This window comes from Ramlibacter agri, assembly GCF_012927085.1.
GTDB lineage: Bacteria > Pseudomonadota > Gammaproteobacteria > Burkholderiales > Burkholderiaceae_C > Ramlibacter > Ramlibacter agri.
Map to the genome: position 1 here is coordinate 2,825,436 of NZ_JABBFX010000001.1, position 22,682 is coordinate 2,848,117.

At 69.4% G+C, this 22,682-nt stretch carries 22 protein-coding genes; 15 read left to right on the plus strand and 7 right to left on the minus strand.

All coding sequences use genetic code 11. The features are described from left to right. Nucleotides 1-9 precede the first annotated feature (9 nt). The 6 genes from HHL11_RS13735 (at nucleotide 10) to HHL11_RS13760 (ending at nucleotide 5,249) form a co-directional block, all read left to right on the plus strand. Nucleotides 10-867 (plus strand): NAD(P)-dependent oxidoreductase, encoded by an 858-nt coding sequence (locus tag HHL11_RS13735; RefSeq protein ID WP_169418915.1) that lies wholly within the window; start codon nucleotides 10-12, stop codon nucleotides 865-867. 116 nt (nucleotides 868-983) lie between these two features. Further along, nucleotides 984-2,078 (plus strand): TauD/TfdA family dioxygenase, encoded by a 1,095-nt coding sequence (locus HHL11_RS13740; RefSeq protein ID WP_169418916.1) that lies wholly within the window; start codon nucleotides 984-986, stop codon nucleotides 2,076-2,078. Beyond that, on the plus strand, nucleotides 2,075-2,590 hold the full coding sequence (locus HHL11_RS13745) for a MarR family winged helix-turn-helix transcriptional regulator (protein ID WP_169418917.1): 516 nt from the start codon (nucleotides 2,075-2,077) through the stop codon (nucleotides 2,588-2,590). The genes HHL11_RS13740 and HHL11_RS13745 overlap by 4 nt, the downstream gene beginning before the upstream one ends. Further along, entirely contained in the window at nucleotides 2,587-3,480 is an 894-nt protein-coding gene (locus HHL11_RS13750; RefSeq protein ID WP_169418918.1) for a TauD/TfdA dioxygenase family protein, read from the plus strand. The genes HHL11_RS13745 and HHL11_RS13750 overlap by 4 nt, the downstream gene beginning before the upstream one ends. 20 nt (nucleotides 3,481-3,500) lie before the next feature. After that, entirely contained in the window at nucleotides 3,501-4,490 is a 990-nt protein-coding gene (locus HHL11_RS13755) for a tripartite tricarboxylate transporter substrate-binding protein (protein ID WP_169418919.1), read from the plus strand. 108 nt (nucleotides 4,491-4,598) lie between these two features. Next, the gene (locus HHL11_RS13760) at nucleotides 4,599-5,249 is read left to right on the plus strand and encodes a hypothetical protein (protein ID WP_205964275.1); all 651 of its coding nucleotides are present in this window, start codon (nucleotides 4,599-4,601) and stop codon (nucleotides 5,247-5,249) included. A 6-nt stretch (nucleotides 5,250-5,255) separates the two neighbouring features. On the opposite strand, the gene HHL11_RS13765 is transcribed toward HHL11_RS13760, so the two are convergent. After that, entirely contained in the window at nucleotides 5,256-6,380 is a 1,125-nt protein-coding gene (locus HHL11_RS13765) for an alpha-hydroxy-acid oxidizing protein (RefSeq protein ID WP_169418920.1), read from the minus strand. A gap of 50 nt (nucleotides 6,381-6,430) precedes the next feature. On the opposite strand from HHL11_RS13765, the gene HHL11_RS13770 reads away from it, so the two are divergent. From HHL11_RS13770 to HHL11_RS13785, 4 genes are read left to right on the plus strand one after another with little or no spacing between them, the layout of a single operon-like run. Then, entirely contained in the window at nucleotides 6,431-7,402 is a 972-nt protein-coding gene (locus HHL11_RS13770) for a tripartite tricarboxylate transporter substrate binding protein (protein WP_169418921.1), read from the plus strand. Then, nucleotides 7,399-8,367, plus strand: a complete 969-nt coding sequence (locus HHL11_RS13775; RefSeq protein ID WP_169418922.1) for an NAD(P)-dependent oxidoreductase — start codon at nucleotides 7,399-7,401, stop codon at nucleotides 8,365-8,367. The genes HHL11_RS13770 and HHL11_RS13775 overlap by 4 nt, the downstream gene beginning before the upstream one ends. Then, the gene (locus tag HHL11_RS13780; protein WP_169418923.1) at nucleotides 8,364-9,782 is read left to right on the plus strand and encodes an FAD-binding oxidoreductase; all 1,419 of its coding nucleotides are present in this window, start codon (nucleotides 8,364-8,366) and stop codon (nucleotides 9,780-9,782) included. Before HHL11_RS13775 ends, HHL11_RS13780 begins: the two co-directional genes overlap by 4 nt. Continuing rightward, nucleotides 9,779-11,134, plus strand: coding sequence for an MmgE/PrpD family protein (locus HHL11_RS13785; RefSeq protein ID WP_169418924.1), 1,356 nt, complete (start codon nucleotides 9,779-9,781; stop codon nucleotides 11,132-11,134). The genes HHL11_RS13780 and HHL11_RS13785 overlap by 4 nt, the downstream gene beginning before the upstream one ends. A gap of 43 nt (nucleotides 11,135-11,177) precedes the next feature. On the opposite strand, the gene HHL11_RS13790 is transcribed toward HHL11_RS13785, so the two are convergent. Genes HHL11_RS13790 through HHL11_RS13805 form a run of 4 tightly spaced genes read right to left on the minus strand, consistent with a single transcriptional unit; the run spans nucleotide 11,178 to nucleotide 15,925 of the window. Further along, nucleotides 11,178-12,164: a Bug family tripartite tricarboxylate transporter substrate binding protein gene (locus HHL11_RS13790; protein ID WP_169418925.1), complete on the minus strand. Its 987-nt coding sequence runs from the start codon at nucleotides 12,162-12,164 to the stop codon at nucleotides 11,178-11,180. 29 nt (nucleotides 12,165-12,193) lie between these two features. After that, nucleotides 12,194-13,969 (minus strand): acyclic terpene utilization AtuA family protein, encoded by a 1,776-nt coding sequence (locus tag HHL11_RS13795; protein WP_342593216.1) that lies wholly within the window; start codon nucleotides 13,967-13,969, stop codon nucleotides 12,194-12,196. Next, nucleotides 13,966-14,754 (minus strand): enoyl-CoA hydratase-related protein, encoded by a 789-nt coding sequence (locus HHL11_RS13800; RefSeq protein WP_169418926.1) that lies wholly within the window; start codon nucleotides 14,752-14,754, stop codon nucleotides 13,966-13,968. The genes HHL11_RS13795 and HHL11_RS13800 overlap by 4 nt, the downstream gene beginning before the upstream one ends. 10 nt (nucleotides 14,755-14,764) lie before the next feature. Then, entirely contained in the window at nucleotides 14,765-15,925 is a 1,161-nt protein-coding gene (locus HHL11_RS13805) for an acyl-CoA dehydrogenase family protein (RefSeq protein WP_169420046.1), read from the minus strand. A gap of 154 nt (nucleotides 15,926-16,079) precedes the next feature. Here HHL11_RS13805 and HHL11_RS13810 point away from each other — a divergent pair, with 154 nt between their 5' ends. The 5 genes from HHL11_RS13810 (at nucleotide 16,080) to HHL11_RS13830 (ending at nucleotide 20,643) form a co-directional block, all read left to right on the plus strand. After that, nucleotides 16,080-16,838, plus strand: a complete 759-nt coding sequence (locus HHL11_RS13810) for a GntR family transcriptional regulator (protein WP_169418927.1) — start codon at nucleotides 16,080-16,082, stop codon at nucleotides 16,836-16,838. Between the two features lie 81 nt (nucleotides 16,839-16,919). Beyond that, nucleotides 16,920-17,897: a Bug family tripartite tricarboxylate transporter substrate binding protein gene (locus tag HHL11_RS13815; RefSeq protein ID WP_169418928.1), complete on the plus strand. Its 978-nt coding sequence runs from the start codon at nucleotides 16,920-16,922 to the stop codon at nucleotides 17,895-17,897. A gap of 1 nt (nucleotide 17,898) precedes the next feature. Continuing rightward, complete coding sequence (locus HHL11_RS13820; protein ID WP_169418929.1) at nucleotides 17,899-18,870, plus strand: Bug family tripartite tricarboxylate transporter substrate binding protein; 972 nt, start codon at nucleotides 17,899-17,901, stop codon at nucleotides 18,868-18,870. A 5-nt stretch (nucleotides 18,871-18,875) separates the two neighbouring features. Beyond that, nucleotides 18,876-19,652, plus strand: coding sequence for a class II aldolase/adducin family protein (locus HHL11_RS13825; protein WP_342593217.1), 777 nt, complete (start codon nucleotides 18,876-18,878; stop codon nucleotides 19,650-19,652). After that, a complete protein-coding gene (locus HHL11_RS13830; protein WP_169418931.1) occupies nucleotides 19,642-20,643 on the plus strand; it encodes a D-2-hydroxyacid dehydrogenase in 1,002 nt (333 codons plus the stop codon). The genes HHL11_RS13825 and HHL11_RS13830 overlap by 11 nt, the downstream gene beginning before the upstream one ends. 58 nt (nucleotides 20,644-20,701) lie before the next feature. Here the strand turns inward: HHL11_RS13830 and HHL11_RS13835 are convergent, their stop codons facing one another. Then, complete coding sequence (locus tag HHL11_RS13835; protein ID WP_169418932.1) at nucleotides 20,702-21,685, minus strand: 2-dehydropantoate 2-reductase; 984 nt, start codon at nucleotides 21,683-21,685, stop codon at nucleotides 20,702-20,704. Further along, the gene (locus tag HHL11_RS13840; protein WP_169418933.1) at nucleotides 21,682-22,614 is read right to left on the minus strand and encodes an electron transfer flavoprotein subunit alpha/FixB family protein; all 933 of its coding nucleotides are present in this window, start codon (nucleotides 22,612-22,614) and stop codon (nucleotides 21,682-21,684) included. Before HHL11_RS13840 ends, HHL11_RS13835 begins: the two co-directional genes overlap by 4 nt. Nucleotides 22,615-22,682 lie beyond the last annotated feature (68 nt).

The following is a 22,682-nucleotide window of genomic DNA, read 5'->3' on the forward strand; positions in this document are numbered from 1 at the left end:
AGACGAGTGATGAAGAAGATCGGCATGGTCGGCATCGGCATGATGGGCCACGGCATCGCCAGCAACGTCGTCAAGCGCGACTACGAACTGGGCGTGTTCGAGCATCCGGGCAACCAGCCCATTGCAGACCTGAAGGCCGCGGGCGCGAAGACGTACTCCAGCCTGAAGGAGCTGGCCGCGGCGTCCGACGCGATCATCACGGTGCTGACCGGTTCGCCGCAGGTCGAGGCCGTGGTGGCCGGCCTGGTCGAGGGCATGAAGCCCGGCACGGTGGTGATCGACTGCTCCACCGCCATTCCCTCGTCGACGCAGAAAGTGGCGCAGTTGGTGCAGGCGGCCGGCGGCCGCTTCCTGGACAGCCCGATGACGCGCACGCCCAAGGAAGCCGCCGAAGGGCGACTGAACCTGCTGGTAGGCGGCGACGCGGCTTTGCTGGAGGAGTGCCGGCCGCTGCTGCAATGCTTCGCCGAGAACATCACGCACGTGGGCCCGGTGGGCGCCGGCCACAGCATGAAGCTGCTGCACAACTACGTGTCCCTGGGCATGGTGACCTTGCTGGCCGAAGCGGCTGCCTGCGCCGGCCGCAACGGCGTCACGCCGCCGGCCTTCGTCGAAGTGCTGGCCAAGGGCGGCGGCGGCGGCATCGCGCTGGAGCGCATCAAGCCTTACCTGCTGGCGGGCGACACGTCGGGGCTGCGCTTCTCGCTGGCCAATGCGCGCAAGGACATGGACTACTACAACGCGATGGCCGCGGATGCGGGGGCGGCGAAGGACGTGGCGGCGGCCGTGCTGTCTACCCTGGCCGGCGCGCTGGAGCAGGCGCCGGAGGCGCTGGTGCCGGAGCTGGCGTCGCTGCTGGGGCGCTGAGGGTTCCTGGCCATCCTGGCCGCTGTTGCCGCGCCTGAGGTGTTTCCCTGATGCGGGCCGCGGCCGGCGCTTCGTACACTGACCATTGATCGATCAACGGTACGAAGACAAAGACCATGACGAACGTGCAGGCCAGCAGTGCGGCCGATGCTTCCTTCCGCTGGCGGGCCGCCGACCTGCAGGACCCGGCCCGCTACACCCGCTGGTGGTCCGACGAGGAACTGGCCGCTTTCGAAGCCATCGCCAACTCGCCAGCCGCGTCGGCGCACCAGGCTGCCGACCCGGGCCCGGCGCCCGTACTTGCTCCCGTGCTGCAACGCGCGCTCGACGCGATCCGCCGCGAGCTGCAATCGGGATTGGGCTTCGTGCTGCTGCGCGGCCTGCCTTTCGAGCGCTGGAGCGTCGACCAGGCGCGCATGGCCACCTGGGCCATCGCGCACGCCACCGGCGTCCCGGTGACGCAGACCGCGCAGGGCGCGCGCCTCGTCGACGTGATGGACACTTCGCGCCAGCAGGCGAGCCCGCGCCAGTTCAGCACCAGCCAGGAACTGCGGCTGCACACCGACCCGGCCTCGGACCTGATCGGCCTCGCCTGCGTCAACCCCGCGGCCGAAGGCGGCGATTCGGTGCTGGCCAGTTCGGTGTCGGTGCATGACGCGCTGGCGAAGCAGCGCCCGGACCTGCTGGCGCTGCTGTACGAAGGCTTCCACTGGCATCGCTTCAACGAAGGCCGCAAGGGCGACGCGGCGGTGTGCGAGCAACGGGTGCCGGTCTTCGCGCGCAACGAAAGCGGAGGCATCTCCTGCCGCTACGTCCGCAGCCCCATCGCTGCCGGCCACAAGGAAATCGGCCAGCCGCTGACCGACGCCCAGGTCGAGGCGCTGGACCTGTTCGACCGCCTGGCTTCCTCGCCCGAGCTGCGCATCCATTTCCGCATGGGCCCCGGCGACATCGTGCTGGTGAACAACATGACGGTGATGCACGCGCGCACCCAGTTCACCGACCATCCGGAGGGCCAGGCGCCACGCCGCATCTTCCGGCTGTGGTTGCAGGGGCACCCCGGTTTCCGCGACGTGCCGCCCGTGCTGAACTACTTCAACGGCGGCGAGTGCGGCATCCCCGTGACCGGCAGCCAGGCCGCCTACGACGTCAAGTCGCTCTACGCCGACCGCGCCAGCGGCGGCGTGGCCAACCTGGGCCTGCGTCAATGAAGGCGGAAATCCCGCCCTGTCCCTGGAGCCGGCTGGAGCAGCAGGACGAAGAGCTGCACCTGGAGCAGTTCCTCAGCTTCCAGGTGGTGCGGCTCGCGCATGCCTTGCAGCGCGTGTCCGCCCGCGAGTACCTGGACGCGCAAGGCCTGACTGTGTCGGACTGGCGTGTGCTGGCGCTGGTGCGCAGCTGCGGCCCGGTGCAGTTCGCCGAGGTGGCGCAGCGCTCGTCGCTGGACAAGGCGCAGGTGAGCCGCACCGTCAAGAACCTGCGCGAGCGCGGCCTGCTGCAGGCCGAAGGCGATGCGGAACATGCGCAGCGCATCGTGCTGTCGGTGACGCCCGCGGGCAAGCGCGCCCACGCCCAGGTGCTGCCCCGCGCGGCCAAGGCGCAGGCGCAGCTGCTGCGCACGCTGGCGCCGGCCGACCGCGAAGCGCTGTGGCGCTGCGTGCACCAGCTGCAGGCGCAGGTCCGCGACCACGAATCCAAACCCTCCCGGAGCCACCAGGAATGACCGCCCGCCAACCGCTTTCCATCGCCGACGCGCAGGCGCGCACCGGCATCCGCATCCGCCCCATGACCGGCGCGCTCGGCGCGCGCGTGGAAGGCGTCGACCTGCGCCAGCCGCTGTCGCCCGAACGGCGCGAGGTGGTGCAGGCCGCCTTCGACGAGTACCTGCTGCTCACCTTCCCGAGGCAGGAGGCGCTGTCGCCCCAGGAACACATGGCCTTCAGCGAGATATTCGGTGCGCACCAGGACCTGCCACACATCCCGCTGGTAGAGGGCTACCCGAAGCTGCAGAAGGTGCTGGCTGAGACCACGCACGTGAAGGGCCAGATCGTCGGCCAGAACTGGCATTCGGACAGCACCTTCCTGGCGGCCCCGCCGCTGGGCGTGGCGATGCGCGCGGTGGAACTGCCGGACTACGGCGGCGACACGTCCTTCGTCAACGTGTGCGTGGCCTACGAGTCGCTGTCGCCGGCGCTGCAGCAGCAGCTGGCCGGCATGCGCGCCGTGCACAGCGCCACCCGCGTGTTCGGCAAGGCGGCGCAGGAGCGCGAGGTGCAGCTGACCATGCGCGCGAACACCAGCGTGGACGAGGGCGAGCGCGAGTCGGTGCACCCGGTGGTGCGCACGCACCCGCGCACCGGCCGCAAGGGCTTGTTCGTGAACCGCGTGTACACCCAGCGCTTCGAAGGCTGGACGGCGGAGGAGAGCGCGCCGCTGCTCCAGTACCTGTATTCGCTGTACGACAAGCCGGAGTTCGGCTGCCGCGTCGAGTGGCATCCCAACATGATGCTGCTGTGGGACAACCGCTTCACGCAGCACCGCGCCATCTTCGACTACCAGGGCAAGCGCCGCTACCTCGTTCGCACCACGATCCAGGGCGAGCGGCCGGCCTGAAGAGAACCAAGGAGACAACCGTGAGCCATTTGCCATCCACCACGCGCCGCGCCTTCAGCGCCGCGCTTGCCGCCTCGCTGCTGCCGCTGCGCGCGTTTGCCGACGAAGGCTTCCCGGTGCGGCCGGTGAAGTTCGTCAACTGGTCCAACCCGGGCGGCAACCTCGACCTGTTCGGCCGCATCATGGGCGACCAGGCCGCGCGCATGTGGGGCCAGGCCGTCGTCACCGACAACAAGCCGGGCGCCTCCGGCATCATCGCCACCGACTACGTGGCCAAGGCCGCACCCGACGGCTACACGGTGCTGATCACGTCTTCCACCGGCCAGCTGACCAACGCGCTGACCAAGCTGAAGCTGCCCTTCGACCCGGTGAAGGACTTCGAGCCGCTGTCGCTGCTGGCCGCTGGCAACATCGCGCTGTACGCGCGCGCCGACGCGCCCTTCGGCAACCTGAAGGAGCTGGTGGAGTACGCCAGGAAGAGCGGCAGGCCGCTCAGCTACGGCAGCTTCGGCCTGGGCACCAGCGCCCACCTTTATGGCGAAGCACTGGCCAAGCAGGCCGGCATCCAGCTCGTGCACGTGCCGTACAAGACCGGCGAGCTCGGCGCGATGAACGACGTCATCGGCGGCAGCCTCGACCTGTCCTTCTTTTCGCAGGGTACGGCAAAGGTGCACGGCACCACCGGCAAGCTGAAGCTGCTGGCCATCTCGGGCCCGCAGCGCACGAAGATCCTGCCGGACCTGCCGACCTTCGGCGAGCAGGGCTTCAAGGGCTTCGGCATGGCCGGCTGGATCGCCGCGTATGCGCCGGCCCGCACGCCGAAGCCCGTGGTGGCGAAGCTGTCGACGACCATGCGCGAAGCGATCCGGCAGCCGGACGCCAGCGCGAAGCTGGAAGCGCTGGGCTACGACCTGATCGGCAGCTCGCCGGAAGAACTGATGGCCTTCTACCAGGAAGAGTACAAGCGCTTCGCCGAGCTGGTGCAGGTGGCAGGCATCAAGCCGGAGTAGGGCAGCGGCGAAATCCGTTGCCGGCTGACAGGCGGGCCGGCTCGCTCACGCTACCTTGGGTTCACTCACAGCCGTGCTGGCACGGCCTTGAACCTGGGGAGCTGAAGAATGGATACCAACATCCTGGCGGTCATCGCCGTCGTCGTCCTGCTGCTTGTCATCGCGGGCCTGCTACTCACGCGCAAGCGGCGTTCCGAAAACCTGCACGGGCAGTTCGGGCCCGAGTACGAGCGCACCGTCGGTGCCATGGGCAGCCGCGGCAAGGCCGAGGCGGAACTGCTGGCGCGCAAGAAGCGCGTGGACAAGCTGCAGATCGTGCCCTTGTCGCCGCAGGAAGCCGAGCGCTTCCGCATCGACTGGGAGCGCCTGCAGAGCCGCTTCGTCGACAACCCGCAGGCCGCCCTGGCCGAAGCCGACCTGCTGGTGCGCGACCTGATGACCCTGCGCGGCTACCCCATGGGCGATTTTGAAAGCCGCGCCGCCGACATCTCGGTGGACCATCCGCACGTGGTGGAGCAATACCGCGCGGCGCATGCGATCGCCCTGCGCGACCGCGAAGGGCAGGCGGACACCGAGGCGCTGAGGCAGGCCATCGTGCACTATCGCGCGCTGTTCGCGGAGTTGCTGGAGGTGGCCGAGACCAGGCGCGCTGTCGTGCGCGAGCCGGTTCCGATGCCGACGCGCCGCGGGTTCGATGTGAGCCCCGAGCGGGCCATGGCCAGCGAGAAGGTGGAGCGGGAGCGGCGCAGCGAGCGGTGAACCGGATCAGGCGGCCAGCCGGTCGGCGACTTCCGTAAGGCGCACGCAGCCGAGGAGCGCCATGTCGCGATCGATCTCCGCTCGCAGCAGCTGGATCGCCTGTCCGACTCCTTCCTCACCGCCCACTGCGGCCGCATACAGAAACGGCCGCCCGACAAACACATGTTCGGCGCCGAGCGCGAGAGCCTTCAAGACGTCGGTGCCTCGCCGCACGCCGCTGTCCAACATGACAGCCATCCCGCCACTCGCGGCCTTCACCGCCGCCAGTTGATCCAGCGGCGCAGCCGCCCCATCGAGCTGCCGCCCGCCATGGTTGGACACGATCACGCCATCGAGGCCCAGGCGTGAAGCCGCCTCTGCATCCTCCGCGGCCAGTACGCCTTTCAAGACGAGACGGCCGGTCCACTGCGCACGCACCGAAGCCAGCCAATCCCACGACAAGCTGTCGCGCCGATGCTGCCGCACCGCCGTGCGAGAGAACATCGGCGCGCGGCCGGCGGCGAAGTTTTCGAAATGCGGCATGCCCTCGGCGCCCAGCGTGCGCAGGAAGGTGCGCAGCAGCCAGCGCGGACGCAGCGCGGCATCGCGTGCCAGCTTGAAGCTGGGCCGCAGCGGCGAGCCGTAGCCGTTGCGCACGTCGCGCTCGCGGTTGCCGCCCACCGGCACGTCTGCCGTGACGACCAGCGTGCCGTAGCCCGCGGCTCGCAGGCGCGCCAGCAGCGCCTGGTTCTCCGGCTCGTGCGAGGACGGGTACATCTGGAACCAGGCTTGCGGGTTCGCTTCCAGCACGCGCTCCAGGCTCACCAGCGAAGCGCCGCTGAGGATGAAGGGAATGCCGGCCGCAAGTGCTGCGCGCGCCAGCGCCAGGTCCGCACGAAAGCAGGCGAGTCCCGCCGCGCCCATGGGCGCAATGCCGAAAGGCGCGGACCAACCGCCGCCCAGCGTGGCGCAGAGCTGGTCCCGCGACGCCGTGTCGCGCAGCACGCGAGGCACCAGCCGCCGCGCCTCGAAGGCAGCGCGGTTGGCACGCACCGACACGCCGTCCTCCGAACCGCCTTCGATGAACTCGAACAGGCAGCGCGGCAGGCGCCTCCGCGCCGCGGCTTCGCAGTCAGGCAGGTTGAGGATCACGGGCGATCCCTCTTGACAGTTCGCGCTGCAAAACCAAACATACGGACATTATGCCGTTTGCCACTTTCCAGCCGCTGCGCCGCCGCAGCCTCGCCCTTGCTGCCGCCCTGCTGGCCGTCGCGCCTTTCGCCGGTGCCCAGACCGCGCCGCTCACCATCGTCGTGCCCTACGCGCCTGGCGGCGCGCCCGACGTGCTGGCCCGCGAAGTCGCGCCCCAGCTGGCCGCGCGCCTGAAGCGCACGGTGCTGGTGGACAACAAGCCGGGCGCCGCCGGCAACATCGGCGCCGCCTGGGTCGCGAAGACGGCGCAGGAAGGCTCGGCCCTGCTGCTCGCGACGCAGCCCATGGTCACGATCAACCCGCTGCTGTTCAAGAACATGGGCTACGAGGTGAAGGACCTCGTGCCCGTGACCGCGGCGGTCAACGTGGTGGTGGTCGCCGCCGTCAATTCCAGCCTGCCGGTGAAGAACCTGGCGGACTTCGTGCAGTACGCCAAGGCGCATCCCGGCACGGCCTACGGCACCTCCGGCATCGGCACGCCCATGCACCTGGCCGGATTGCGCCTGTCGAAGATGGCCGGCACGCCGCTGACGCACGTCGCCTACCGCGGCGCCGCGCCCAACCTCACCGACCTGCTGGGCGGCCAGATCCAGCTGTCGATCGTCGACTACGCGACCAGCAAGCCCTTTGCCGACGAAGGCCGGCTGCGCATCCTGGGCATCGGCGAGCCGGGCCGCGTGCCGTCCGCCGAGGGCGTGCCCGCGCTGCGCGAATCGGTGCCCGGCTTCGACATCACGTCCTGGTTCGGCTTCTTCGCCCGCAGCGGCACGCCCCAGGCGCAGGTGGACCAGGTGGCGACCGAACTGCGCGCGATCCTGTCCGAGCCCGAGATGCGCCAGCGCCTGCTGGCCCGCGGCATGGTGGAGCGCGCCGAAGGCCCTGCGGCGCTGGCGAAGCTCGTGAAGGACGATACTGCGATGTTCACGCCCATCGTGCGTGACAACAACGTGACCATCGAATGAACGAAATCGCACTGCCGAACGTGGTGGTGCTGGACGACTGGGAAAGCGCTCTCACCGAAGGCCCCCGCTGGGCCGCCCTGAAGCAGCGCACGCGCCTCGCGGTGCACCGGGACACGGTGCAGGACGAGGCCTTGTTCGCGCTGGTGCGCGACGCCCAGGCTCTGGTACTCAATCGCGACCGCACTCCGCTGACCGCGGACCTCATCGCCCGCATGCCCGCCCTGGAAACAGTCGTGCACACGGGCCCGCGCAACATGAAACTGGACCGCGCCGCACTCGATGCGCGCGGCATCCCGGTCCAGGGCACCGATGGCGGCCCCGGCCGCGAAAGCACCTGCGAGCAGGCCTGGTCGCTGATCCTGGCCGCGCGCCGCCGCTTGCTGCAGCAGGTGCGTACGGTGGAAGCAGGCGGCTGGCGCCAGCCGGGCCTGGACGCCTTGCCGGCGATGCTGCACGGCAAGCGCCTCGGCCTGCTCGGGCTGGGCAACATCGGCTCCCTGGTCGCGCGCGTCGGCGCTGCCTTCGGCATGGAGTTGGTCACCTGGAGCCCGCACATGACGCCGGAACGCGCGGCAGAAGCCGGCGCGCGCTCGGTGCCGCTGGAAGAACTGATGGCGACTTCCGATGTCGTCACCATCCACCTGGTGGCTTCCGCCAGCACCACCGGCCTCGTCGACGCACGGCTGCTCGCGCTGATGAAGCCGGATGCCGTGCTGGTGAACACCTCGCGCGCTTCGCTGGTGGTGCAGGACGACCTGGTGCAGGCGCTGAAGGCCGGCCGCCCGGGCGTCGCGGCGCTGGACGTCTTCGACGAGGAGCCGCTGCCGCTGCAGCATCCGCTGCGCGGCGTGCCCAATGTGCTGATCACGCCGCACATGGGCTTCCTCGCGCAGGACGCGATGCTGGCCTATTCGGACGGCGTGGCCGGCGTGCTGGAGCAATGGCTGGCGGGGCGCCGCGCATGACGGGGTTGCTGGACGGCCTGCGTCGCATCGTCGGCGAGAGCTATTGCCTCACCGAAGCGGAGGCGATGGAGCGCTATCTGGTCGAGGAGCGCCGCCTTTTCCGCGGGAACGCAATCGCCGTGGCGCGCCCTGCGGACACGCAGCAGGTCGCGCAGGTGGTGGCGCTGTGTGCGCAACTGCGTGTGCCCGTGGTGCCGCAGGGCGGCAACACCGGCGCCTGCGGCGGCGGCGTGCCGCAAGCCGGCGCCGTGGTGCTCGCGACCGAAAGGCTGAACCGCATCCGTGCCATCGACACCGCCAACTTCACGATGACGGTGGAGGCCGGCTGCATCCTGGCCGACCTGCAGCAGGCGGCGCGCGACGCCGGCTGCTTCTTCCCGCTGTCGCTGGGCGGCGAGGGCAGCTGCCGCATCGGCGGCAACCTGTCCACCAATGCCGGCGGCATCAACGTGCTGCGCTACGGCAATGCGCGCGACCTGATGCTGGGCCTGGAAGTCGTGCTGCCCGATGGCCGCATCTGGGACGGGCTGCGCAGCCTGCGCAAGGACAACACCGGCTATGCGTTGCGGCACCTGTTCGTCGGTGCGGAAGGCACGCTGGGCATCATCACGGCCGCTTCGCTGAAGCTGTTCCCCGCGCCGCGAGAACGGCAGACGGCCTTCGTCGCAGTCACCGACCCGCAGGCGGCGCTGGAACTGCTGAACCTCACTCGCGAAATCACCGGCGACGCGGCCAACGCCTTCGAGCTGCTGCCGCGCAACGGCCTGGACATCGGCCTGCGCAACATGGGCGGCCGCGACCCGCTGGGCGAACGTCACGCCTGGTACGTGCTGCTGGAGCTGTCCTCGCCGCGCGCGAGCGGCCTGCGCGCCGCGTTGGAGGAAGTGCTGGAGACGGCGCTGGCCCGCGGGCTGGTGCTCGACGCTGCCATTGCCGACAGCGAGACGCAGCGGCGCGAGCTGTGGCGCCTGCGCGAGGTGACGGCCGGCGGCCACCAGCACCAGGAAGGCGGGCTGATCAAGCACGACATCGCGGTGCCGGTGAGCCAAGTGCCCGAGATGATCCGGCGCGGCACGGCTGCCTGCGAAGCGGCGATCCCCGGCATCCGCGTCATTCCCTTCGGCCACATGGGCGACGGCAACCTGCACTTCAACCTGGTGCAGCCCCTGGGCTGGGAGCCGCAGCGCTTCTTCGCCGAGCGTGAACGCATGAACCGCATCGTGCACGACCTGGTGCACGAGCTCGATGGCAGCATTTCGGCCGAACACGGCATCGGCTTGCTGAAGGTCGACGAGATGGCGCGCTACAAGGCGCCGCTCGAACTGGAACTGATGCAACGCATCAAGGAGGCCCTGGATCCCCTGGGCCTCATGAACCCGGGCAAGGTGCTGCCACCGCCCGCGCAACAACGATGAATCCTGATTCCGGCCTTACGGCTTCGCTGGGCGCCTTCGCCGCCCGCCCGCAAGACTTTCCCGCTGCCGCGCTGCAGGTGGCGGCTGCCGGCGTCTGCGACGCCATCGGCACCATGTTCGCCGGCCGCAAGGACGCGGCCTTTGCCACCCTGCGCAAGGTGCTGCTGCCCGAGGGCCTGGCGGCAAGCAGCGGCGAAGCCAGTGTGCTCCTCGGCCCCGTGCGTACCCGCGCACTGGATGCCGCCTTCCTGAACGGCGTCGCGACCCATGCCTTGGCGATGGACGACGTGGCGGCCGGCTGCCACCCGAGCGCCTTGCTGGTGCCGGCGCTGCTGGCTGAAGCCGAGACGCTGGGGCGCAGTGGCCGCGACTTGTTGCAGGCCTACGTCGTCGGCTACGAGGTGCTGGCGGAACTGGCCTCGCGCGAACCGGATGCGCTGCATGGCGCCGGCTGGCATCCCAGCTGCATGCTGGGGCCGCCGGCGGTGGCTGCGGCCGTGGCGCGGCTTCGGGGCCTCGACGCGCAACAGTGCACGGCCGCCATCGCCGCCGCTGCCAGCATGACGGGCGGGCTGGTCGCCAACTTCGGCACCCAGACCAAGGCCATCCAGGTCGCCCGCGCATCGTCCGCGGGCCTGCTGGCCGCGCGGCTGGCGGCGGAGGGGCTGACCGCGTCGTCGGACGCGCTGGAGCGCGACCCGGGCCTGCTGAAGGCGATCTCGCCGCAACGCCGCGCACGTCTGGACGGCGTGTTCGATCCGGGCGAGCTGCGCATCGTGACGCAGGGCTTGTCGATCAAGAAGTATCCGGTCTGCTATTCGACGCACCGCGTGGTCGATGCGGCGGCCGACGTCGCGCGGCAGCCGGGCTTCTCCGCCGAGGGCGTGCAGGGCGTGCAGGTGGATATCGGTTCCATGCAAGCCTGGATGGCCCGGCACCACGAGGTGCGCACGCCTTTCGAGGCCAAGTACAGCGTGGAGTTCGCGGCCGCGAGCGGGCTGGTGGCGCGCGACGCCAGCTTCGCGCAGCTGTCAGACGATTTCATCCATGCGCCGCTGGTGCAGCGGCTGATCGCCGCCACGACGCTGCGGCTGCACGAGGAGAAGAGCGCCGACGACCCGGTGTTCTCGCCCTGGGACCGGGTGGTGGTGACGATGAAGGATGGCCGCGTGTTCGATAGCGGCGAGGTGGCTTACGCCTTGGGGCATGCGCGGCGCCCACTGGATGCGCAGGCGCGGCGGAGGAAGTTCCTGCAGTGCGCCGAGGCGGGTGGCTTCGAGAATGGGGAAGTCCTGTTGAACAAGCTGGAGAACTTGCAGGACCTGCCCGACGTCCGGCAACTCTCCACGTAGGCTGGGTTCGGCGACGAGCCGACCCCAGCTTGTTCCCGCGGACTCAATCCGCCGTGATGTTCTTCTCCCGGATCACCTTGCCCAGCTTGTCGTAATCCCGCCGCAGCACCTGCGCCAGCTGCGCGGCGCTGCCACCCACCGGCGGCAGGGCCAACGACTGCAGCAGATCCTGCGCTTCCTTGGTCGCCACGGCCGCGGCGAAGGACTTCTCCAGCTTGGCGATCACCGGCGCCGGCGTGCCAGCCGGGGCGAAGATGCCGAACCAGGTGGTCATCTCGAAGCCGGGAAAGGTTTCGGCGATGGTGGGCACTTGCGGTGCTTCCGGCAGGCGCCTGGCTTCCGCCACGGCGATGACGCGCATCTTGCCGGAGTCCACCTGCGGCTTGATCGCTGCATAGGTGGAGAACAGCACCTGCACCTGGCCGCCGATCAGGTCGGTGATGGCGGGCGCCACGCCCTTGTAGTGCACCGGCGTCATGCTGATGCCGGCAGCCTGGTTCAGCAGCTCGCCCATCAGGTGCTGCGGCGTGCCCGAGCTCGGCGTCGCGTAGAAAACGCCCTTCGGCTCCTTCTTCGCCAGCGCGATGAGATCGCGCAGCGACTTCACCGGGCTCTGCGCGCCGACGGCGACGACCAGCGCGCCATTGCAGATCAGCGAGACCGGCGCGAAGTCCTTGAACGGCTCGAAGCCGGGGTTCTTGTGGATGTGCGGGTTGATCGTGACCAGCGCGCTGGTCGCCATCAGCAGGCGGTGGCCGTCGGCGGGCGAACGGGCTACGAAGGCGGTGCCGATGTTGCCGTTGCCGCCGGCGCGGTTGTCCACGATCATGGTCTGGCCCAGCAGCGCGGGCATCTTGGCCGCGAGCATGCGGGCCACGACGTCGGTGGAACCGCCGGGCGGGTAAGGCACGATCAGTTCGACGGTGCGCGCAGGGAAGCCGGCTTGCGCGAAGGCTTGCGGCGCGAAGGCGGAGGCCGTGAGCGCCTGGAGGACAGTGCGACGGGAAAGCAGGGAATCGTGGAAGGACATCGTCTCGGTTCGTCTCGTTGTGTCTTGTTTCAGGCCCATTCAGCGGGCACCGGCAGCATGATTTCCAGCAGCCGCTGGCCATAGGCCTTGCCCTGCGGGTCGATGCGCATCGAAGCCATGCCGCCGCCGCCGAGCGCGTCTTCCAGCAGGAAGTTGATGGCATGCAGGCCGGGCGCGTCGAACACCGTCACGGCGCCGGACACGCTGCCGGCGAAGTGCGCAGCCACGCGCTCGGGCGTCAGCCAGGCGGCGATGTGGTCGCGGTACTCGGGCTTGCGGGCGAAGATGGCGATGTTGGAGCTGTTGCCCTTGTCGCCGCTGCGCGAGTGCGCCAGCTGGATCAGCGGCACTTCGACGCTCGCGCGGTCAGCGGCCTTGCCCTGCACGGGCTCCGCCGCAGGCGCTTCGTAGCCGCCCGTGGCCGGCACTTCCACCGCGAAGGCCGGCTCGCCAGCCACCTGCACCATCAGGGGATTCAGGCGTGCCTTGTCGACGAAGAAAGTGAACAGGCGCACCACCGGAGTCGGCTTCGGCCGGCCGCCGATCAAGGACGCCGTGCCCTGGGCGAAGCTGAGGCCGGCCGAGCCGATCTCGCGCGCGAACAGGCCCAGCGCCTTGGCGTCGTCATGCTCCACCACGAGGCGCATCACCACCTCGCGCGTCGCGCGGGTCTTCGCGTCGGCGAGGTAGGCCGACTCGGCGCCCAGCATCTCCATGTGCACGCGCTTGAAGGGCGCGATGCCGCGCTGCTTGAACATGGCTTGCGCGCGGTCCACCAGCGCCTGGGCGCTGCGTTCGGACTTGCGCACGGCATCGGCGCCGATGATCACGGCCATGGCGACGGAGCGGTAGCCATCCTGGTAAGTGGCCGACACCTTGTACTGCGCGGTCGGCGCGCGGCCGATGGCGCCTTGCACCAGCACGCGCTCGGACGATTCCTGGGTCAGGCGCACGCGCGAGAAATCCGCCACCACGTCGGGCAGCATGTAGGCGCGCGGGTCGCCGATCTCGTACAGCACCTGTTCGGCGACGCAAGCGGTGTCGACCAGGCCGCCGGTGCCCGGAGGCTTGGTCAGCCAGAAGCTGCCGTCTGCCTTGCATTCGGCGATGGGGTAGCCGATGTCGTGCCAGTCCGGCACGCGCTCCCAGTCGGTGAACACGCCGCCGGTGGCCTGCGGGCCGCACTCGAGCACGTGGCCCACCAGCGAGCCGGCCGCCAGGCGGTCGTAGTCGCCGGGCTGCCAGCCGAATTCGTGCATCAGGATGCCCAGGCCGAGAGCGCTGTCCGCGCAGCGGCCGGTGATGACGATGTCTGCGCCCTTGGCCAGCGCAGCTGCGATGGGCAAGGCGCCGAGGTAGGCGTTGGCCGTGAGCATGCGCTTGGGCAGCGGCTCGCCGCTGACCCACTCGCGAACGCCTTCCTCGCGCAAGGCATCGATCTGCGGCAGCAGGTCGTCGCCGGTGACGACGGCCACCTTCAGCGACAGGCCTTGCTCCGCGCAGGCCGCTTCCAGCGCGCGCTTGCAGGCGGCGGGGTTGACGCCGCCGGCGTTGCTGACCACCTTGACCTTGCGTTCGGCCAGCGCCTTCAGGTGCGGCTTCAGGTAGTCGACGAAATCGGGCGGGAAGCCGGCCTCGGGGTCCTTCATGCGGGCGCGAGCCAGCAGCGACATGGTCACCTCGGCGAGGTAATCCATCATCAGGTAGTCGACCTGCGTGCCGAGCAGCTGGCCGATGCCGCGCGGGCTGTCGCCCCAGGCGCCGGAAGCGCCGCCGATGCGGACGATGCGTTCTGCCATGGTCATACCTCTCTCTTCGGCGCCCACGCGGGCGCGCGCTTCTCGTTGAAGGCGGCCAGGCCTTCCTTCGCATCCGGGCTGGCGGACGCCACGGCGATCTGCGTCTCGGCGTAGGTGAGCGCTTCGTTCCAGCCCATCCACTCCATGCCGGCAATGGCGGAGCGGCCCCGCTGCACCGCCATCGGCGAGCAGGCAGCGATGCGGTCAACCATCTCGTCGACCTTCGCGTCGAGCTGCGCATAGGGCACGACAGCGTTGGCGATGCCCATCTCGCGCGCGCGCTGCGCGTCGATCAGCTCGCCGGTGAAGCACAGCTCATTGACGTAGCGCGGCGCGATCATGCGGCGCAGGAACACCAGCACCTGCATGGCGAACACGCCGACCTTGGCCTCCGGCAGGCCGAAGCGCGCGTGGTCGGCGACGACGCACAGGTCGCACAGCGACATCAGGCCCATGCCGCCGGCGACGCAGGCGCCGTTGATGCGGGCGATCAAGGGCACGCGCAGCTCGCGGGCAAAGCGGGCCAGCCGCCCGAAGTCGGTGGTGGTCTCGGCGGCCGCGCCTTCGGTGAAGACGCCGGTACCGCGCGTCAGGTCGGCGCCGGCGCAGAAGGCCTTTTCGCCGGCGCCGGTGAGCACCACGGCGCGGATGCCCGCATCGGCGGCAACGCCGCGCAGCGCTTCATGGATGCCGGCGATGACTTCCGGGTTGATCGCGTTGCGGCGCTCTTCTCTGTTGATCGTGATCCACAGGGCGGCGCCGCGGCGCTCGAGGAGGATGGACTGGGTCAAGACGCGCTCCTTAGTAGGACTTGGGCAGGCCCAGCTCGCGCTCGGCGATGAAGCTCAGGATCATCTCGCGCGACACCGGCGCCAGCTGCGTGGCCACCATCTCGCGGAAATAGCGCTCGACATGGTATTCCTGCGCGTAGCCCATGCCGCCGTGGGTGCGGATGGCGCGGTCGCAGGAATGGAAGCCGGCGTCGGCGGCCAGGTACTTGGCGGCGTTGGCTTCGGCGCCGCAGGGCTTGCCGGCGTCATAGAGGTCGGCGGCGCGCATCGTCATGAGTTCGGCCGCGTACAGCTCGGACCAGCATTCGGCCAGCGGATGCTGGATGGACTGGTTCTGGCCGATCGGGCGGTTGAACACCACGCGCTCCTGTGCGTACCGGGCGGCCTTGTCCAGCGCGCGGCGGCCCATGCCGATGACTTCGGCGGCGTTCAGGATGCGCTCGGGGTTGAGCGAGTCGAGGATGTAGCGGAAGCCCTTGCCTTCCTCGCCGATGCGGTCGGTGACCGGGATCTCCAGGCCGTCGATGAAGGTCTGGTTGGAGTTCACCGCGTGCCGGCCCATCTTGGGGATCTCGGTCACCTGGACCCAGCGCGGGTCCATGTCGGCGAAGAACAGCGAGATGCCGTCGGTGGGCTTGGCGCATTCCTCGCGCGGCGTGGTGCGGGCCAGCAGCACGATCTTCTGCGCCTGCTGCGCGGTGCTGGTCCAGATCTTCTGGCCGTGCACGACGTACTTGTCGCCGTGGCGGACGGCGCGCGTCTTGATGCGCGTCGTGTCCAGGCCGGCATCGGGTTCGGTCACGCCGAAGCAGGCGCGGATGCTGCCATTGATGACGCCCGGCAGCCAGCGCTGCTTCTGTTCCTCGGTGCCGTGCTTGACGATGGAGTGCAGGCCGAAGATGTTGATGTGGATGGCCGAGCAGGCGGCGAAGTAGCCAGCCGAGGCGCCCACCGTCTGCATCATGATCGCCGCCTCGGTGACGCCCAGGCCGGCGCCGCCGTACTCGGTCGGCATCGCGATGCCCAGCCAGCCGCCTTCGGCGATGGCCTGCGTGAACTCGTGCGGGAAGGTGTGGGTGCGATCGAGTTCGCCCCAGTAATGGTCGTCGAACCGGTCGCAGATCTCGCGGACGGCTTCGCGCAGTTGCACGCGCTCCGGCGTGTCGGCCATGGCTTCTTTCACGGTGTTCCTTCGCTTGGTTCCGGCCTTCGGGCCGGTTTTCAGATATTCGGAATGGCGAATTATTTATCGCTATAGCGAATTCAACCATGTGACCCTGCTGTTGTCAAGGGGCGACGACCGGGGCTTGGCGATAATCCGCGCGATGCCTGCCCATGCCATCAGCAAGTCCGTTCCCCGCTACATCACCGTCGCCCAGACGCTGATGCAGGAGATCGAGCAGGGCAAGTTCCCGGTGGGCGGCATGCTGCCCACCGAGATCGAGATCTGCGAGCGCTTCGCCATCTCGCGCTACACGGCGCGCGAGGCGGTGCGCCAGCTCACGGACCTGGGCCTGGTGACACGCCGTGCGGGCGTGGGCACCACGATCCAGGCGAAGTCGGTCAATGCGCGCTACACGGCGAGCATCTCGGACCCGAGCGACCTGTTCGCCTTCACCAAGCAGACGCGCGTGCAACTGCTGGGCGAGGACCAGGTGGAGATCAAGGGCGAATGGCTGAAGGTGCTGCCCGACGCCGCGGGCCAGAGCTGGCCGCGCTTCACGTCGCTGCGCTATCCGGCCGGCCCCGGCGGCAAGGAGCCCATCGCCTATACCGAGACGCTCGTGCAACCGTCCTACGCGGCCATCCGCGACCGCATCCACCGGCCCGGGCAGACCGTGTACCAGCTGATCGAGGAGCTGCGTGGCGAGAAGGTGCATGCGCTGCAGCAGGAGATCACCTGCGTGTCGCTGCCCAAGAAGATCGCCGAACTGCTGCACGCGAAGCCTGGAGCGCCGGCCTTGCGCGTGCTGCGCTATTACCTCGGGGCCGACGAATCGCTGCTGTCGGTGGCGATCAACACGCATCCGCAGGACCGGTTCAAGCTGACGACGCGGTGGCAGTTGAACTGGAACGCGGAGTAAGACCTCGAAGAGGTAAACCCGGTTGACAAGCCCCCCGGCTTCGTCCTAATGTCCGGACGTTTGACACGGACCGGACTCCCCATGAATCTCACCCGTCGCCGCCTGCTGGTGGCCGCCGGCGGCTGTGCGGCTGCGGCTGCTGCGCCGCTCGCCATCGCGCAGGCCTACCCGAACCGCCCCCTCACCATCGTCGTGCCCTATCCGCCGGGCGCGAGCACCGACCAGGTCGCGCGCCTCGTGCAGCAGCGCATGCAGCCGGACGTGGGCGTGCCCGTGGTGGTGGACAACCGCGGCGGCGCCAACGGCAACGTCGGTGCGGCTTACGTGGCCAAGTCGCCGCCGGACGGCTATCGCATCCTGCTGGCGACGCAGCCGATCGTCACGATCAATCCCTACGTCTACAAGAGCATCGGCTTCGACCCGAACAAGGAGCTGACGCCCATCACCTGCGGCGTCAACGCGGTGGTCTGCATCGCGGTGCATCCCTCGCTGCCGGTGAACAACATCGCCGAGCTCATCGCCTACGGCAAGGCGCATCCGGGTGAACTGAATTTCGGCACCGCCGGCGCCGGCTCGCCGCAGCACGTGGGCGGCCTGCTGTTCGCGCAGCGCGCCGGCTTCGAGTGGACGCACGTGCCGTACCGCGGCGGCGGCCCCATGGTCACCGACCTGCTGGCCGGCAACATCAAGGCCGGCATCGTCACCTTATCGGCGGTCAAGAACTACCAGTCCGAAGGCAAGCTGAAGATCCTCGCCATCGGCGAGACCAAGCGCTTCCCCGGCGCGCCCAACCTCCCGACGATCGCGGAGACGGTGCCCGGCTTCGACCTCACCACCTGGCTCGGCTTCTTCGGGCCGGGCGGGCTGCCGCCGGACATCGTGCAATTCCTGGCCCACCACATCGAGGTGGCGCTGAACGACCGCGAAGTGAGCCGCAAGCTGCTCGACTCGGCGCTGCCCGTGCGCGCCGAAGGCCCTGCCGCGCTGGCGCAACTGGTGGCGTCCGACCAGGCCGCGTACCAGAAGATCATCCGCGAGCGCAACATCACCACCGACTGACATGCACCGTTCGACTTTCATCCGCGGCGCCCTGGCGCTCGCGGCGGGGCTGGCCTGCGCCGCCGCATCGCAGGCGCAGCCGGCCTGGCCCGCGCGTCCCGTCAGCATCATCGTGCCCTTCGCCGCCGGCGGCGGCACCGACGTCACCACCCGCGCGGTGGCGCAGGTGATGGGCAAGCAGCTGGGCGCCAGCTTCGTCATCGAGAACCGGCCCGGCGCCAACAGCTTCATCGGCGCGCAGGCCGCGGCCCGCGCGGCGCCGGACGGCTACACCTTCTTCATGACGTCGCTGACGACGCATTCGATCAACCCCTTCCTGTTCAAGAGCCTGCCCTACAGCCTTTCGGACTTCGCGCCCGTGGGCTTCCTGGTGGGGACTTCGCCGGTGCTGTTCACGGCCAGCGGCAATCCGGCGGCGAAGGTGAAGGACGTCATGGCGCAGGCGGCCGCGCGACCCGACGGCTTGAACTTCGCGGTGCCGAATGCGTCGGCGCGCTTCGCGACGGCCATGTTCCGGCTGAAGACCTACAGCAAGGTCGTGGAGGTCAACTACAACTCCACGCCGCAGGCGCACTCCGAGGTGGCGGCGGGCCGCATCGACTACATCTTCGGCGACTTCACCGCAGGCGGCGGCCTCTACGATGGCCGCAAGATCAAGCCCCTCGCGGTGGCCGGCCCGCATCGCCTGAGCACGCATCCCGAGATTCCGACCATGGCGGAAGAGGGTGTGCCGGGCGTGGAAGTGGAGATCTGGGCCGGCCTGTTCGCGCCGAAGGGCACGCCCAGGGACATCATCGACAAGGTGAACGCGGCGCTGAACCAGGCGCTGAAGGACCCGGTGGTGCAGGACATCATGCGCAAGGGCACGCAGGACACGCGGGCGATGACGCCGGCCGAATTCGGCGCCTACGTCGACGCGCAGTACCAGCACTGGGGCGCGATGGCCAAGGCGCTGAACATCCAGCCGGAGTGAGCGCGGTGAGCCTTTCGATTCCCCGCCCCGACTGCTCCGAGGAGGAGTGGAAGACGCGCGTCGACCTCGCAGCCTGCTATCGCCTGGTGTCGCTGTTCGGCATGACCGACCTGGTCTCCAACCACATCTCGGCGCGCATCCCCGGCACCGAGGAGATCCTGCTCAATCCCTTCGGCTGGCTGTACGAGGAGATCACGGCCTCCAGCCTGATCCGCATCGACGTGGCGGGCAACATCCTGCACAACCCGCACGCCAGGTACAGCATCAATAACGCGGGCTACATCATCCACAGCGCCGTGCACGAAGCGCGGCCCGACGTGGGCTGCGTGGTCCACACGCACACGCCGGCCGGCATCGCGGTGTCGGCGCTGCAATGCGGCATCCTGCCGATCTCGCAGTCGGCCATGCGTTTCGCGGACATCGCGTACCACGACTACGAAGGCGTGGTGTTCAACGAAAGCGAGAAGGGCCGGCTCGTGGCCGACCTCGGCGCGCGCGACGTGATGGTGCTGCGCAATCACGGCCTGCTGGCCTGCGGCGCCACAGTGGCGCAGGCCTTCAACAGCATCTACCGGCTGGAGCGCGTCTGCCAGATCCAGCTGCTGGCGCAGGCGGCCAACAGCCCGCTGATCCAGCCTTCGGCGGAGCTGGTGCGGCTGTCCAACCAGCAGTACGCCGGCAACAAGAGTTCGCTGGGCCTGCCGGCGACGCCGCTGGGCGAGATGGAATGGCCGGCGATGCTGCGCCTGCTGGACAAGCACAATCCGGGCTATGAGCAATGAGTCCCGTGCCGTCCTGGTGACGGAAAGCTGCGGCCGGCGCTGCGGCGATCGCCTGCATGAAGTGCTGGCCGGCCGTGGCCGCGTGCAGTTGCTGCCGGAAGGCGCGACGCTGTCCGCGCAGCAGCTGGCCGACGTGCAGGCGGCCTTCCTGTCGCCCGACCTGATGAAGGCCAGCAACAAGCAGGCGCCGAACCCGGCGCTGGCGGCTTTCGGGGCGGCGGTGAATTCCGCGCCTTCTCTGCGCTGGCTGCATACCGCGGCGTCCGGGACGGATCGTCCCTTGCTGCAGGACGCGATGCGGCGCGGCGTGGCCGTCACTTCTTCTCCTGGCGCGAATGCCGCCTCGGTCGCGCAGACGGCGATCGCTGGCGTGCTGGCGCTGGCGCGCGGCGTGCCGGGCTGGGTGCGCGACCAGGATGCGCGACGCTGGTCCGCGCCGACGTTGCCGCGGGACCTCGACGGCCAGCACGCGGTGGTGATCGGCCTGGGGGCCATTGGTTCGCGCGTGGCGCGCGGACTGCGTGCGCTGGGGTTGCGGGTGACGGGCGTTCGGCGCCAGGCCGGACCGCACGCGGATTGCGATGCGGTGGCTGCGCAGGAGCAATTGCCGGCGCTGCTGCCGCAGGCGGATTGGCTGCTGCTTTGCTGTCCGCTCAATGCGCAGACGCGCGACCTGGTCGATGCGGCGCTGCTGGCCCGCCTGCCCGCGCATGCGGGGCTGGTGAACGTGGCGCGCGGCGAGGTGGTGGTCGAGGCGGACCTGTTCGACGCGGTGCGTGCGGGCCGGCTCGGTGCGGTCTATGCGGACGTGTTCGTCGAAGAGCCGCTGCCGGCGGAATCGCCGTGGTGGGACTTGCCGCGTACCCTGATTTCGCCGCATGTGGCCGCGATGTCCAAGGGCTTCGTAGGAAGGACGGAGGAGATGTTCCTGGCGAACCTTCAGCGCTGGTTGGACGGAGCCGAGCTGCACAACCTGGCGCGTCCGGGATGATGGCCGGAAAGCTGGGGTGCCGCTGCGCGGCAACCCAGCCTCCATGGTCGTCCCGGTCTCACGCCGGCGTGAACAATCCCTTGTCGATCGCCAACCTCGCCACGATCGCGCTCACCGCCTCCAGGGTCGGCGCATCCACGCCCGCGGCCCGCGCAAACGCCACGGGCGCGAGCACCATCTCGCCGACCTCCATCGCGCGGCCCGCTTCGTAGTCCTGCAACATCGACGGCTTGTGGCGCGCCCGGTGCTGGGTCCAGCGCGTCAAGTCGAACTGGTCCGCCACGTCGTAGCCGTGGGCAGCCGCCACCGCGAGGCATTCCTTCAGCATGCGCACGTAGACCGCGTTGAGCGCCGGGTCGTTCACCAGGGCGCTCGGGTTGCCCATGGCGACGGACAGCGGCGAGGCGCACGCGTTGCCCACCAGCTTGAGCCACAGGTTGGCGCGGATCTCCCGCACGGCAGGCGATTCGATGCCTGCCTGTTCCAGCAGCGCACGTGCGGCGGTCACGGCGGGCCGCTCGCTGTCGTCGACGGCGGCGAGCTCGATCGCGTTGCGCGGCGAGTTGTTGCGCACCACGCCAGGCCGCAGTACTTCGTTGGCGCTGTAGATGATGCCGCCCAGCACCTGCTCGGGCCGCAGGTAGCGCAGGAACGCGTCGGCCAGCGCGAACATCGGCAGCTGCGGCGGGCGCGGCTTGCCGGCCGGCAGGCCCAGCGGGTACCACCAGGTCACGCCGTTCTGCAGGAAGGCCACGCTGGTGTGCGGGCCCACCAGCGGCGGCAGCTGGCGTGCGATGTCGCCGAGGGCCGTGGACTTGGTGGTGACGAGCACGAGGTCCTGCGGGCCGAGGGCTTGCGCATCGTCGGCGGCCTTCACATCGGCATGCAGCTGCTGGCCGTCCTGCTCCAGCACCAGGCCGTTGGCGCGGATCGCTTCCAGCGTCGCGCCGCGGGCAAGCACGCTGACCGTCGCGCCGGCGCGCGCCAGCTTCACGGCGACGTGGCCACCGATCGCGCCGGCACCGACGATGCAGGCCTTCACAGCAGGCCCGCCATTTCCGGCACGGCCGTGAACAGGTCGGCCTCGAGGCCGTAGTCGGCCACGCTGAAGATCGGCGCTTCGGGGTCCTTGTTGATCGCGACGATCACCTTGGAGTCCTTCATGCCGGCCAGGTGCTGGATCGCGCCGGAGATGCCCAGGGCGATGTACAGCTGCGGCGCGACGATCTTGCCGGTCTGGCCGACCTGGAAATCGTTGGGCGCGTAGCCGGCGTCCACCGCGGCGCGCGAGGCACCGATGGCGGCGCCCAGCTTGTCGGCCAGCGGCTCCAGCACTTCATGGAACTTCTCGCTGGAGCCCAGCGCCCGGCCACCGGAGACGATGATCTTGGCGGCGGTCAGCTCGGGGCGGTCGCTCTTGGCGATTTCGGCGCCGACGAAGGTGCTCTTGCCGCTGTCGGCGACGGCGCTGGCGCTTTCGACGGCGGCGCTGCCGCCGGTGGCGGCGGCCGGGTCGAAGCCGGTCGTGCGCACGGTGATCACCTTCACCTTGTCCGTGCTCTGCACGCTGGCGATGGCGTTGCCGGCGTAGATCGGGCGCTCGAAGGTATCGGGGCTGTCGACCTTGGTGATGTCGCTGATCTGCGCGACGTCCAGCTTGGCGGCCACGCGCGGGGCGATGTTCTTGCCGCTGGCGGTCGCCGGGAACAGGATGTGCGAGTAGTTCGAAGCAATCGCCAGCACCTGCGCCGCGACGTTCTCGGCCAGGCCGTGTTCGAACTGCGCGCCGTCGGCGTGGATCACCTTGGACACGCCGGCGATCTGCGCGGCGGCCTTGGCGGCTTCACCGGCATTCGCGCCAGCAACGAGGACGTGCACTTCGCCGCCGCAGGCCTTGGCCGCGGTGACGGTATTGAGGGTCGCGGCCTTGATGGACGCGTTGTCGTGTTCGGCGATGACGAGGGAGGTCATGGGGATTCCAATTCAATGCGGACTTCCGGACGCAAAAGTCGCAAAGGTTTCGCAAAGGACGCAAAAGG

What these genes read in the sequence shown, in the direction of transcription:
- HHL11_RS13735 (WP_169418915.1), top strand. Translation starts at nt 10, where the DNA reads ATGAAGAAGATCGGCATGGTCGGCATCGGCATGATGGGCCACGGCATC.
- HHL11_RS13740 (WP_169418916.1), top strand. Translation starts at nt 984, where the DNA reads ATGACGAACGTGCAGGCCAGCAGTGCGGCCGATGCTTCCTTCCGCTGG.
- HHL11_RS13745 (WP_169418917.1), top strand. Translation starts at nt 2,075, where the DNA reads ATGAAGGCGGAAATCCCGCCCTGTCCCTGGAGCCGGCTGGAGCAGCAG.
- HHL11_RS13750 (WP_169418918.1), top strand. Translation starts at nt 2,587, where the DNA reads ATGACCGCCCGCCAACCGCTTTCCATCGCCGACGCGCAGGCGCGCACC.
- HHL11_RS13760 (WP_205964275.1), top strand. Translation starts at nt 4,599, where the DNA reads ATGGATACCAACATCCTGGCGGTCATCGCCGTCGTCGTCCTGCTGCTT.
- HHL11_RS13770 (WP_169418921.1), top strand. Translation starts at nt 6,431, where the DNA reads ATGCCGTTTGCCACTTTCCAGCCGCTGCGCCGCCGCAGCCTCGCCCTT.
- HHL11_RS13775 (WP_169418922.1), top strand. Translation starts at nt 7,399, where the DNA reads ATGAACGAAATCGCACTGCCGAACGTGGTGGTGCTGGACGACTGGGAA.
- HHL11_RS13780 (WP_169418923.1), top strand. Translation starts at nt 8,364, where the DNA reads ATGACGGGGTTGCTGGACGGCCTGCGTCGCATCGTCGGCGAGAGCTAT.
- HHL11_RS13785 (WP_169418924.1), top strand. Translation starts at nt 9,779, where the DNA reads ATGAATCCTGATTCCGGCCTTACGGCTTCGCTGGGCGCCTTCGCCGCC.
- HHL11_RS13790 (WP_169418925.1), bottom strand. Translation starts at nt 12,164, where the DNA reads ATGTCCTTCCACGATTCCCTGCTTTCCCGTCGCACTGTCCTCCAGGCG.
- HHL11_RS13795 (WP_342593216.1), bottom strand. Translation starts at nt 13,969, where the DNA reads ATGACCATGGCAGAACGCATCGTCCGCATCGGCGGCGCTTCCGGCGCC.
- HHL11_RS13805 (WP_169420046.1), bottom strand. Translation starts at nt 15,925, where the DNA reads ATGGCCGACACGCCGGAGCGCGTGCAACTGCGCGAAGCCGTCCGCGAG.
- HHL11_RS13810 (WP_169418927.1), top strand. Translation starts at nt 16,080, where the DNA reads ATGCCTGCCCATGCCATCAGCAAGTCCGTTCCCCGCTACATCACCGTC.
- HHL11_RS13815 (WP_169418928.1), top strand. Translation starts at nt 16,920, where the DNA reads ATGAATCTCACCCGTCGCCGCCTGCTGGTGGCCGCCGGCGGCTGTGCG.
- HHL11_RS13820 (WP_169418929.1), top strand. Translation starts at nt 17,899, where the DNA reads ATGCACCGTTCGACTTTCATCCGCGGCGCCCTGGCGCTCGCGGCGGGG.
- HHL11_RS13830 (WP_169418931.1), top strand. Translation starts at nt 19,642, where the DNA reads ATGAGCAATGAGTCCCGTGCCGTCCTGGTGACGGAAAGCTGCGGCCGG.
- HHL11_RS13840 (WP_169418933.1), bottom strand. Translation starts at nt 22,614, where the DNA reads ATGACCTCCCTCGTCATCGCCGAACACGACAACGCGTCCATCAAGGCC.